General features: G+C 73.9%; 9 protein-coding genes and 1 pseudogene. 6 read left to right on the forward strand and 4 right to left on the reverse strand.

The genetic code is table 11. From position 1 onward, the window contains the following. Nucleotides 1-17: 17 nt before the first annotated feature. On the reverse strand, nucleotides 18-395 hold the full coding sequence (locus tag ELR47_RS14190) for a hypothetical protein (protein WP_130650482.1): 378 nt from the start codon (nucleotides 393-395) through the stop codon (nucleotides 18-20). Nucleotides 396-573: 178 nt separating this feature from the next. On the opposite strand from ELR47_RS14190, the gene ELR47_RS14195 reads away from it, so the two are divergent. The 5 genes and pseudogenes from ELR47_RS14195 (at nucleotide 574) to ELR47_RS14210 (ending at nucleotide 6,284) form a co-directional block, all read left to right on the forward strand. After that, the gene (locus ELR47_RS14195; protein ID WP_165404100.1) at nucleotides 574-1,434 is read left to right on the forward strand and encodes an FAD-dependent thymidylate synthase; all 861 of its coding nucleotides are present in this window, start codon (nucleotides 574-576) and stop codon (nucleotides 1,432-1,434) included. Nucleotides 1,435-1,603: 169 nt separating this feature from the next. Then, entirely contained in the window at nucleotides 1,604-3,463 is a 1,860-nt protein-coding gene (locus tag ELR47_RS14200) for an ABC transporter ATP-binding protein (RefSeq protein WP_420811109.1), read from the forward strand. Further along, nucleotides 3,387-4,133 (forward strand): annotated as a pseudogene (locus ELR47_RS19415) (hypothetical protein); the annotation flags it as partial. The gene ELR47_RS14200 and the pseudogene ELR47_RS19415, both read left to right, overlap by 77 nt. 24 nt (nucleotides 4,134-4,157) lie before the next feature. Continuing rightward, on the forward strand, nucleotides 4,158-5,084 hold the full coding sequence (locus tag ELR47_RS14205; protein WP_229730572.1) for an S-layer homology domain-containing protein: 927 nt from the start codon (nucleotides 4,158-4,160) through the stop codon (nucleotides 5,082-5,084). Nucleotides 5,085-5,657: 573 nt separating this feature from the next. Then, on the forward strand, nucleotides 5,658-6,284 hold the full coding sequence (locus ELR47_RS14210) for a hypothetical protein (protein ID WP_130650485.1): 627 nt from the start codon (nucleotides 5,658-5,660) through the stop codon (nucleotides 6,282-6,284). 84 nt (nucleotides 6,285-6,368) lie between these two features. Here the strand turns inward: ELR47_RS14210 and ELR47_RS14215 are convergent, their stop codons facing one another. Together ELR47_RS14215 and ELR47_RS14220 are read right to left on the reverse strand one after the other, a co-directional pair. Beyond that, the gene (locus tag ELR47_RS14215) at nucleotides 6,369-7,145 is read right to left on the reverse strand and encodes a hypothetical protein (protein WP_130650486.1); all 777 of its coding nucleotides are present in this window, start codon (nucleotides 7,143-7,145) and stop codon (nucleotides 6,369-6,371) included. A gap of 480 nt (nucleotides 7,146-7,625) precedes the next feature. Beyond that, a complete protein-coding gene (locus ELR47_RS14220; protein ID WP_130650487.1) occupies nucleotides 7,626-9,758 on the reverse strand; it encodes a pentatricopeptide repeat-containing protein in 2,133 nt (710 codons plus the stop codon). A gap of 279 nt (nucleotides 9,759-10,037) precedes the next feature. On the opposite strand from ELR47_RS14220, the gene ELR47_RS14225 reads away from it, so the two are divergent. Next, nucleotides 10,038-10,958 (forward strand): ribonuclease Z, encoded by a 921-nt coding sequence (locus ELR47_RS14225; RefSeq protein ID WP_130650488.1) that lies wholly within the window; start codon nucleotides 10,038-10,040, stop codon nucleotides 10,956-10,958. A gap of 114 nt (nucleotides 10,959-11,072) precedes the next feature. On the opposite strand, the gene dapB is transcribed toward ELR47_RS14225, so the two are convergent. After that, nucleotides 11,073-11,858: a 4-hydroxy-tetrahydrodipicolinate reductase gene (gene dapB, locus ELR47_RS14230; protein ID WP_130650489.1), complete on the reverse strand. Its 786-nt coding sequence runs from the start codon at nucleotides 11,856-11,858 to the stop codon at nucleotides 11,073-11,075. Nucleotides 11,859-11,860: the final 2 nt, after the last annotated feature.

The raw sequence follows: 11,860 nt of genomic DNA on the forward strand, positions 1-11,860 counted from the left end.
GACCGGCGACCGGCGTGTCAGGCCCGCGGGCCCCGCAGCAGCGCGTACAGGTAGGCTCCGGCGACCGCGAACGCGACCGCCTGCGACGCGAACGTGTCGGTGACCAGCGGCAGGCTCGGCAGCCAGGCGGGCGGGGTCACCGCGACCGAGGGGACCGCGGCGAGCAGCAGCACGGCGATCCCGACCAGTGCCACCAGCCGGTCACCACGGGCAGCCGACACCCCGAACGCGGCCACGGCGCCGACGCCGACGAAGCAGGCCACCGGCCACCAGGCGCTGGTGCTGCCCGGATCGGTGTACATGGCCTCCTGCAGCACGCGTGCAAGGTCGAGCAGGAGCAGCGGGACGAGTCCCGCGAACAGCCCGGTCGCGACGGACCGTGCACGCTCGTTCATCGCGGCCCGTCCTTGGTCACCCGTCGGTTCCGTCTGCCGGGGCGCGGAGCCTACCGGCCGCGACCGGTGGACCCGGGGCATCCATCACGGGCGCCCGTCGCCGTCGGGCGCGCGTCCCGCGCGGGCGTAGGGCGGGCGTAGGATGGGGCGTCGCCGTCGCCGCGAGGTGTTGTCCGCCATGGTCCGTGCTCCGCTCCCCGATGCCGACGGCGTCGTCGGCACCCCCCGCGCCGAGGTGGTGCGCGACAGCGTCTCCCCGGCCGGCGTGCGTCTGACCACCGTCGAGGTGACCCTCCACCGCTTCGTGTTGGCGGAGCTCAACACCCACCGGGCGTTCTCGCGCAACTCCGCCAGCTCCCGGGCGATCCCGGTGCAGCGCCAACTCGACACGGTCCTGCACGACCCGGCGGTGCCGGTCGAGTTCGGCGCGAACCAACGCGGCATGCAGGCCGGGCCACCGCTGACCGGCGAGGAGCGCGAGCGGGCCGAAGCGGGCTGGCTCGCCGCCCGCGACGCCGCGGTCGCCGCCGCCCGTGACCTGCTCGACCTCGGCGTGCACAAGCAGGTGGCGAACCGGCTGCTGGAGCCGTTCCTGTGGCAGACCGTGATCGTCACGGCAACCGACTGGGACGGGTTCTGGCAGCAGCGCTGCAGCCCGCTGGCGCAGCCCGAGATCCGCGCCGCCGCCGAGGCCATGCGCGCCGCGTTCGCGGCGAGCACGCCGGTCGAGCTCGCCGTCGGCGACTGGCACACGCCCTACGTGCGGGCCGAGGACGGGGACCTGGACGTCGAGACCCGCAAGCGCGTCTCGGCGGCCCGCTGCGCCCGGGTGAGCTACCTCACCCACGACGGGCGCCGTGACCTGGCCGCCGACGAACAGCTCTACGAGCGCCTGGTCACGGCCGAGCCGCCGCACTGGTCACCGCTCGAGCACGTCGCCACGCCCGCCGACGGCGACGGCCCGGTACGCGGCAACCTGCGGGGCTGGCGACAGCTCCGCCACGTCGTCGAGCTCGACCGCGCACCGGTCGACGCCTGACGCACGGCCCTGGCCGGCGCGCGGGGAGCACCACACCGACCACCTCGGCGCCGCGCCCGGAAGCCACCGGCCGTCCGGCGACGTTGTCTCCGGCGAACTGTTCGCGGCGGGTCGCCGACCCGCCGACCACACTCAGGACGAATCCGTGGGACCTGCCAACTACGGGCGCATGCGACTGCGCCCCATCGGTGACGCCGACGCGCTCAAGGGCCGTGGCGTCGACCTGGCCGTGGTCCGGCGCGCCTGGGAGCTGGCACGGCCCTACCGGGCCCGTCTCGCCGGCTACCTCGCGGTGCTCGTCGCCACCTCGATCACCGCGGTCCTGCCCGCGCAGCTGATCCGGCTCGCGATCGACCGCGCCATCCCCGCCGCGGACACCGGCCTGCTCGTGTGGCTGTTCGCCGGGCTGCTGGCCGTGGCCGTGTTCGAGGCGGTGCTGTCGCTGGTCGAGCGGTGGCTGTCCTCGAGCGTCGGGGAAGGCTTCATCTACGACCTGCGGCGCATGCTCTACCGGCACGTGCAGTCGATGCCGCTGGCGTTCTTCACCCGGACGCAGACCGGTGCGCTGATCACCCGGCTCAACAACGACGTGATCGGGGCGCAACGGGCGCTGACCGGCACGATGGGCACGGTGGTCGCCAACCTCATCGGCGTCACGGTGACGCTCGCGGCGATGTTCTCGCTGTCGTGGCAGGTGACGTTGCTCTCGCTGGCCCTGCTGCCGTTGTTCATCCTCCCGGCCCGCATCGTCGGACGGCGGCTGCAGGGCCTGGCGCGGCGTTCGATGGAGCTCAACGCCGAGATGAACACCACCATGACCGAGCGGTTCCACGTCGCCGGCGCGTTGCTGGTCAAGCTGTTCGGGCGACAGGAGCGGGAGACGGAACGCTTCGGCGAGCGGGCCGAACGCGTCGCCGACATCGGCGTTCGCACCGCGCTGTACGGCCGCGGGCTCTTCGCCGCCCTGGGCCTGGTGGGCGCGGCCGCGACCGCGCTGGTCTATCTGGTCGGCGGCCTGCTGGTCATCTCGCCCGACTCGGGCCTGCAGATCGGCGTGGTCGTCGCGCTCGGGATGTACGTCACCCAGCTCTACGGCCCGCTCGCGCAGCTGTCCAACGCGCCGGTCGACCTGATGACCGCGCTGGTGTCGTTCGAGCGCGTCTTCGAGGTGATGGACCTGCCGCGCGACATCGACGAGAAGGACGACGCGCGCGAGCTGACCGACCCCCGTGGTCACGTGCGCTTCGAAGGCGTCGCCTTCCGCTACCCGGCCGCCGGCGGGTCGTCGCTGGAGTCGCTCGAGGGGCCGCGTTCCGCCCACGGCGACGCGGCCTCCGACTGGATCCTGCGCAACATCGAGCTCGACCTGCGGCCCGGCACGGTCACCGCGCTGGTCGGCCCGTCGGGAGCCGGCAAGTCCACGCTCTCGTCGCTGGTCCCGCGGCTCTACGACGTCACCGAGGGCCGGGTCACCGTCGACGGCATCGATGTCCGCGACCTGACGCTGGAGTCGCTGGCGCACGCGGTCGGGGTCGTCAGCCAGGACGCGCACCTGTTCCACGAATCCATCGCGGACAACCTGCGCTACGCCCGCGCCGACGCCACCCAGGAACAGATCGAGGCAGCGTGCCGGGCCGCCCGCATCCACCACGTCATCGCCCGGCTGCCCGACGGCTACGACACCGTCGTCGGCGAGCGCGGCTACCGGCTCTCCGGCGGGGAGAAGCAGCGCGTGTCGCTGGCACGGGTGCTGCTCAAGGACCCGGCGATCGTGGTGCTCGACGAGGCGACCGCCCACCTCGACACCGAGTCGGAACGGCTGGTGCAGGCCGCCCTGCGCGAGACGCTGGTGGGCCGCACCGCCCTGGTCATCGCGCACCGCCTGTCCACGGTGGTGGACGCCGACGAGATCGTGGTGCTCGACGAGGGCACCATCGTCGAACGCGGCACGCATGCCGAGCTGGTCCGCCGCGGTGGCCTCTACGCCGATCTCGCCCGCACCCAGCTGGTCACCAGCGAAGCGTCCTAGCCGTCACGCGCCGACTCGGTGGTCGAGCGACGCCGAGGTGGTCGCGGTCAACCGGAGGGTCGCGGCCACCGGAAGGGCCGCCCGCAGTACCCGGACGATCGTCGGCACCACCCCGGTCGCGCGGTCCCGTTCCTCCGCCCACGGTGGTGGCGCACGCGAGCGAAGGGAGTTGCGTGCGTCTTCGGGAAACCTCATCCGACCGACCGACGACGGCAGGGCGCGGACCCGGCCGCGGCCGACGCGGCCTGGCCGCCGCGTCGGGAGCGGCCCTGGCGTTGACGACCGTGCTGGGCACCGGCCTCGCCAGCGCGGACGGACACACGTTCGACCGCGGCATCGACGCCGCCTGTACCGGCACCGCGCAGCAGCCTGGCACCTTCACCGACACGGGCGGCGCCGTGCACGAGCCGGCCATCGAGTGTCTGGCCCGCTGGGAGATCGCGCAGGGCTATGTCGTCGACGACGGGCAGCGTGCCTACGCACCCGGCAACCCGGTCAACCGGGCGGCGATGGCGTCGTTCGTGGCCCGCGCCATGCAGACCGGCCCCTACGCCCTGCCGACCGATCCCGAACCGGCCTTCGACGACGTCGCCGGCACCCATGCCGACAACGTCGACGCCCTCGCGCGGTCGGGGTCGTACAGGGCCGCACCGACGGCACCTACGGCCCGGGCGAACCGGTGACGCGTGCCGCGATGGCGTCCTACCTCGTGCGGGCCATCGAGGCCGTGATCGACGAGGAGTTGCCGGCCAGCGACGGCGCGTTCCCCGACCAGCAGGGTCACCACGAGGTCAACATCGACAAGCTGGCCGCGATCGGCGTGGTCGAGGGTCGGACCGACGGCACCTACGACCCGTCGGGCGTCGTGACCCGCGCCGCGATGGGGTCCTTCCTGGCCCGCAGCCTCGACTACCTCGCCGAACGGGGCTTCCACCCGGTGCCCTTCGACGTGCAGGTGTCCGCCACCGCGGACGAGCAGCCGTCCAACCTGCGTCACCGGCTCTCGGGCCAGGTCGTCGACCAGTTCGACACCGGCTACTTCCTCGCCGACGTGCGCTTCGAGGTGCACCGGCCCACGGCCGACGGCTGGAGCGTGGTCCGCAGCGGCACGGTCGTCAGTGGTCCCGGTGGCGAGCTCGAGTACAGCTATGCCGGCGGGGACGTCGAACCCGGCGCGACCGACGCGGTCGCGGCCTGCACCGTGGCCGCCGGTGAGCAGTTCGCGCCCGACGCGGCCGTCTGCGCCACCGAGGACGACGACGGCGAGCTCGAACCGCAGGCCGACCGGCGTGCCACGCTGCTGGGCGTGGACTGGGGCGAGCCGGTCGAACCGACCGTCGCCACGCCGGGCGAGTACCCGTCCGAGGCGATCGCGATCGATGCGGACGCGGGTGTGCTCGACGTGCAGACGCTGGTGCCCGACACCGAGTTCCTGCGCTTCGGCTACCTCGGGGACAACGACTTCCAGGTCGAGGGTGCCGATGTCACCGCCGACGCGTTCACGTGCGCCGTGGCGACCACGATCGAGACCGACGCCCAGCACTCGTTGAGCATCTTCCTCGACGAGGACGGCACCGGGATCTACGCCCTGGCGACCGCCGCCGACGTCGCCGACTGCTGACCCTGGCACCGGCCCGCTCGACGGATCGTGCCCCGGCCCACGGCCGGGGCACGACGCTGTGGGCGGCACGGCGCACCCTCGCCCCGGATCGACGTCGCAGGTTCTTCTCCGTCGCGTCACTTCCGGCGCCGTCGCTGCGTCTCCTCTGGCGACCGTTCGACGAGGCCGAGGACACGTGGACGAGCTCCACCGCTCCCACGCCGACCTCGTCCTGGCCCACCTGATCGGTCTGACCCGTGACCGACACCAGGCGGAGGGCGGCCATGTCTGAGCGCGAACCCGACGGCGCTCGCGGCGCCGGACCGCATCCCGACGACGCGGCCCTGCACGCCCACCTCGACGACGACCTGTCCCCGTCCGACGAGGCGGTGGTGCTGCCGACGGCCGGGCAGGTGTCCGACGGCGCCTTCGACGAGCGGCACCTGCGGCGGGCGATCCGGCGCACGCTGCTGCGCACGGCCGTCGACGCGCTCGGGCTGCTGTGGTCGGTGCAGCGGGCCGTCGGCGCGCGCGTGCAACCGTTGGGGTGGCTGGCGACACGCCTGGGTCCGATCGGCGTCACGGTCGACAACGGTGCGGCCGCTGTCGACGACACTGCGCGAGCGCGACGGCACGCCGCTGGCGAGGGACCAGCGATCGTCGTTGCCCGAGTTCGATCCGCAACGACTGGGCGAGGGCACGGCCGTGACCGTGCTCCTGCGCTGGCCCGAGGGCATCGCCGCCGAGGAGGCGCAGCACCTGGCGACCCCCGAAGAGCGCACGGCCCTGCTGTGGGTGGGGGTTCCGCCTGCCGGCTCGCCGCCGGACGCGCTCTTCGACCCGACGCTGGGCTACCGCGCCTGCGGAACCCTCCCGGGCTTCCTGTTGGAGCGTTCGAACCGGATCGGGTCGTTCGGTGGCGACGGGTTCCGCGTCCCGGAGGTGGCGGGCAACGGGGTCACCCACGCGCTGGCCGAGGTCCGACACGCCACCACCAACCTCGCGGAAGCACCGACGATCGACGGCATCGCCGACGTCGGCGTGTTCGCGGACCTGCAGGCGACCGCCGACGCGTTCGCGAGCGAGGACCCGCAGGTCGACGGTCTCGTCGTCACGGGCCCCAGCGACGCGGTCACCGAACTGGTGGACGCCCCCGGTGCCGACGCCGTCCACCTGCTGGAGGTCGACTTCGACCGCGGCGCCCCGGAACCGTGCGGCTGACCGCCCCCGGAGCATGTTGCCGACGCCCGTTCGACGCGTCGTGCCCCGGCCCCGAGCCGGGGCACGACGTCGAGTTCCCGCCGGTCAACCGTCGCCGAACGGCACCAGCACACGGTCGGCCGCCTGCTGCAGGTCGTCGAGGTCGACGTCGACCTCGACCTGTTCGTCGAGGTCGTAGGCCGGCCACCGGACGGTGAACACGAGCGCTTCCTCGCCCTCGTCGGGCGCCGGCGACGTCCACAGGTGCTGTTCCCAGGACTCGTCGTCGCCCATGCCCTGGTGTCCCGTCAGGGTCGGCTCCTCGGGCTGTTCGCCCGCCGCAGTGGCCAGCAGGTCGTCGACGGTGGCGGCGACGCGACCGTCGGGATGCTGGAGCGCCACGCGCAGCACCGTGTCGGGTATGTCGTCCTCGGAGGTCGGCGGCTCCTCGCCCGTGACGTCCATCGGCCCGCCCGGGCCCTGTTGGAGGTCGCGCCCGCCGGCGTCGGGGTCCCACCGGACCTGCACCTCCAGGTCGGCGCCCTCTCGGTGCATGGTGATCGACGTCAACGCGACGACCACGTCCTCCGCCTCGACCACGGCCGGTTCGAACGCCACCGGCGCGCCGATCTCCGCGCTCGGTGGCCCGAGCGCCATCGTCTCGTCGTCGGTGCCAGGAGGTGGGTCGGTGTCGCCGGGCGAACCTTCCTCCTCCACTACCACGCCCTCGTCCGGTGTCCCCTGGTCCGGCGACGCCGGCGGCTCCCCGCCGACGTCGGGTTCTTCGCCCGCCGTCGGTGTCGGCGTGTCGGTCGTGTCGTCGGTGTCGCAGCCGGCGAGCACGAGCGTTCCAGCGGCCGCGAGCAGCACGGCGCGTCGCATGAAGGCTCCCCCTTCGCGTTCCCTTCGACCGTAGGAGGGACTGGTTCCCGCGGCGCCGGAAGGCCCTCCACGATCGGGTCACCGCCCGAGACAGCGAACGCGCTCGGCGCACGTCACCGCTGGACGAGGCAGCGCGGTGGCGTCGATCGGGCCGCCGTGTCCGACGTCGTCACCGCGTCGTAGTCGCCGGCCCTCTCGGCCGCGAGCGCCGGAGCCGGGCTTCTGCGCGACGGCGGGACGCGTGCCGCACGGCGTTCCGAGAGCGCCGACCCCGCGCGGGGGCCGACCGCTGACCGCGGCTTCGACTGAGCAGAGACCGACCCGAACATGGCCTCGATTCTCGATGGCCAGGTCCGGCTGATCGAGTGCCGGAGCCGACCGGCTGTGGATCAGGCGGACAACGTTCCACAACCCCGGGCAGCACACACCGGCCCGCTCGCATCGACGGGATCGGGCAGGTCCGCCGCGCGGGCCGGCGCCTCAGTCGCCGCTGGAACGGAGCTCGTCGTCCTCGGCGGGCGTGGGCGCAGCACCGGCGGAGGCGGACGCGTCTCCGGCCGTCGAGGAGTCGTTGGACGCGTCGTCGGCCGCCGGTCCCTCGGCAGACCCGTCGTCAGCGGCCTCCGCCGCCGCCTCGACCGCCGGCGCCTGCTCCGACACGGGCGTGTCCGCTCCCGGCGCGGGATCGGGCGTCGCCGGCTCGGTGCCGCCGGGCTCGGACGCCACCGACGCCGCGTGGCCGGAGGACGACGAGTCGTGCTCGGACGGGGCCGGTGGGGCCGGCGCCTCGGTCGCCTCGGCCGCCGCGATCGCGTGCGGCGCCTCGGGCTTCTCGAAGCGGTCGGCCGGATCGGCGACCACCAGGACCTCTCCCCCGGTCACCGGCTCCGACGCGCCGGCGTCCGCGTCCGCAATCGGCTCCGTCGCACCGGCGTCCGTGGCCGGCTCCGACGCATCCGCGTCCGCAGCCTGGTCCGACGCACCGGCGTCCGCGTCCGCAGCCTGGTCCGCGGCACCGGCATCAGCCGCCTGGTCGGCGGACGAGTCCGGGGCGGACTCGTCCGACTCGCCGTCTTCGGGCAGGCGGCGCTTGGTCTCGCCCGAGGCCCACTCGAGCGCCTTCTGGTGGCGCTCGTCGGGCGTGATCTCCGCGGCGACCATACGGGCGTAGACGGCGCGGGCCGGCTCGGCCTGTCCCTTGCGGGCGTGCGCCCACATCAGCTCGCGGTAGGTCGGCTCGTCGACGGCCACCCCGGCGTCCCCGAGGGATGCGAGCAGGTCGTCGGCGGTGGCAAGGTCCCCGCCCCGGATCAGCGTGCCGAGCAGCTTGGACGCATCCGCGCTGGTCGGGACGATCTTCTTCGACAGCATGTGCTGGAGCAGGGCGATGGCCTCGTCGGCGCGCTTGGCGGCGACCAACCCGTTGAGCAGCGAGCCGTAGTGGCGTCCGTGGGTGAGGGTGCCCGACGCACGCAGGCGTTCGAGCAGCTCACGGGCCTCGTCGAGGCGCTTGGCCCGCACGAGGCGCTCGACCAGGTCGCGGGCGGTGCGGCGGTCGGCCGGCACGCCGTTGGCGGTCACGACCTCGAACAGCATCAGTCCGGTGTCGAGCTCGCCGGCCTGCAGGTGACGGCCGATGATGTCGGCGGCCTTCTGCGGCGGCACCGGCACCCCGAGGATCAGCATCCAGTCGAGCACGCCGCTGGCGGCGGCGACCCGGTTCGCGGCCAGCGACACGTCGATCAGACCCTCGAGGTTCTCTCCCGAGGGGATGCGCCCGTCCGCGGCCAGCGCCAACGCGACCGACCAGGCACCGTCGACGTCGCCCGCGGCGATGCGGGCACGCAGCACGGCGTTGCGGTGGAAGCTCGACGGTCGGCTGCCGGCCTCCTCCATGGCCACGAGCGCGCGGTCGGCGGCCTCGGCGTCGCCGGCCTTGGCGTGGGCGAGCAGCAGTTCGGTGTGTACGTCACCGGGGAGGTCGACGCCGGCCTCGGACAGGCGCTCGAGCAGCTCCAGGGCCCGGTCGGTGTGCCCGGCCCGGGCCATCATCGCCACCAGCTCGGTCGACAGCCGCGGCGAGGGTGCCCGTCCGACCTGCAGCATGAGATCGACGACGGTGCGGGTGTCCTTGATGGCCCGCCGGTCGAGGCAGTCGCGCAGCAGACGTTCGTAGTCGGCGTCCGCGGCGAGCTGCCCACGCTGTGACATCTGCCGGACGACGGCCCGGGCGGCCGGGTACCGACCGGCGGCAAGGTAGATCTGCAGCACCGCGGGCGCATGGTCGGCGTCGGGTTCGACGTTCTCGCGGTGCAGCTCGTCGAGCGTCGCGAGCGCCTCGTCGGTGCGGCCGGCGCGTCCCGTGGCGATGGCGACGTCCCAGCGGGTGGCGCCCTCGACGGCGATCCCGGCGGCCTGCATCGCGGTCAGGATCTCCCCGGCACCCGCGAGGTCGCGGGCGTCGAGGTGGGCCTTGAGCAACAGGCGGTAGTGGCCCTCGCCCGGCATCACGTCGCGTTGCTGCATCGAGGCGAACACCTGGCGCATCATGCGCAGGTCGCCGGAGAACCGGCGCATCGCGTCGAGGTAGCGGTCGTTGGTCTCGGACGTCATCGCTCGACCTCCTCGCGCCACGAGCCGGGACGCAGAGATCGTGCGGGTCGTCCCCCACGAGTCGCGTGCCCCCGTCTACGGGCTGCGCACCTCCCCACGTGCGCTGTGGCCAGCCGACCATCGGCCGGGCCACGGACCGTAGCGGGTCACGGACGACGACGTGCGCCCGTCGACGCCCACAGCGCACCCCGCGTCCGGTCGGTCTCACGTACCGGCACTGACTACGGTCGCGGCCCGACCGGCCGCCGCGACGCGGTGGCCGCGGCCGAGGGAGCCAGGATGTCGACCCGCCAACTGGTGGTGCTGGGGACCGCGAGCCAGGTCCCGACCCGAACCCGCAACCACAACGGCCATGTGTTGCTGTGGGACGAGCTCGGGATCCTGTTCGATCCGGGTGAGGGCACCCAGCGGCAGCTCACGCATGCCGGCCTGCCGGTGTCCCGCATCGACCACGTCTGCATCACCCACGCCCACGGCGACCACTGCCTGGGGTTGCCCGGCGTGCTGCAGCGGCGGGCGCTCGACGGGCTGAGCGCACCGGTGACCGTGCACCATCCTCGCCCCGCCGCGGACACGATCGCCCGGCTGCGTGACGCGACCCCGTACGAGGCCACCGCACCGGTGGTGCTGCGCGGCGTCGAGCTCGCGTCCACCGCGCCGCTGGACCTCGGGCCGGTGACGCTGCGGGCCGCACCGCTCGAGCACGGTGAGCCGGCCGTGGGGTGGCGCATCGACGAGCCCGACGGCTGGCGGGCGGACCCGGAGCTCCTGGCCGCCGCGCGCGTGCCCGGCCCGCTGCGGCGCGAACTGCTGCGCGAGGGTCGGGTCGAGGTGGACGGACGCATGGTCCGGCGCGAGGAGGTGGCGGTGCCGCGTCCCGGACAGTCGATGGCGTTCGTGATGGACACGCGCGACTGCGACGGGGCCCGCGAGCTCGCGGCGGGCGTGGACCTACTGGTGATCGAGGCCACGTTCCTCGACGACCAGCGGGCACTCGCCGAGGAGGTGGGGCACCTCACCGCCACCCAGGCGGCCCGCATCGGGGCGGAGTGCGGAGCGCGCCGGGTGGTGCTGACCCACTTCTCGCAACGCTACCCGGACCTGACCGAGCACCTCGCGCAGGCCCGGGCCGCGGCGCCGGGTCTGGACATCCACGTCGCCGCCGACCTCGACCGCGTCGACGTCCCGCCCCGCCGCTGAGGACACCGCCGCTGCTGACCAGTCCGGGGAACGGGCCCCGCCGCTGCTGACCAGTCCGGCACCCCGCCGTCCGCTCCCCCGCTCGCGTAGCGAGAGGAAGCAGCGGCAACGAATTCAGAGCACGTGTTCGAGGCCGACGACGAGGCCGTCGAGGGAGGCGACCTTGCGGCAGCCGAGCAGGACGCCGGGCATGAACGAGGTGCGGTCGATGGAGTCGTGCCGCAGGGTCAGGGTCTGTCCGGTGCCGCCGAAGATGACCTCCTCGTGCGCGACCAGGCCGGGCAGCCGCACCGAGTGGACGCGCACGTCGGCGTGGGCGGCGCCGCGGGCGCCGGGGTGACGGTCGTCACCGAGCGGCGCGTCGGGGATCTCGGCGCGGGCGTCGGCGATGAGCTCGGCGGTGCGCAGCGCGGTGCCGGAGGGGGCGTCGACCTTGCGGTCGTGGTGCAGCTCGATGATCTCGACGTGCGGGAGGTACCTGGCGGCCTCGGCGGCGAACTGCATCAGCAGGACGGCGCCGATGGCGAAGTTCGGGGCGATCAGCGCGTTGGCGGGGCGGGCCTCGGCGAGTTCGCGCGCGACCGTGAGATCGGCCTCGTCGATGCCGGTGGCGCCGACGACGGCGTGCAGGTCGTGTTCGAGCAGCCAGCGCAGGTTCGCGCCGACCGCGGACGGCCCGGTGAACTCGACGACCACCTCGGCTCCGGCGTCGACCAGCGCGTCGAGGTCCCCGGCGAGGGTGAGGTCGGTGTCCACGCCGGTGGCCTCGCGTACGGCGACGCCCGCGTGGTGGGGGTCGACCGCGGCGACCAGTTCGAGGTCGTCCGCTGCGGCCACGGCACGGCAGACCTCGGCGCCCATGCGGCCCGCTGCCCCCACGACACCCACCCGGATGGTCACGT

Source organism: Egicoccus halophilus, from assembly GCF_004300825.1.
In the GTDB taxonomy this organism is placed as follows: Bacteria; Actinomycetota; Nitriliruptoria; order Nitriliruptorales; family Nitriliruptoraceae; genus Egicoccus; species Egicoccus halophilus.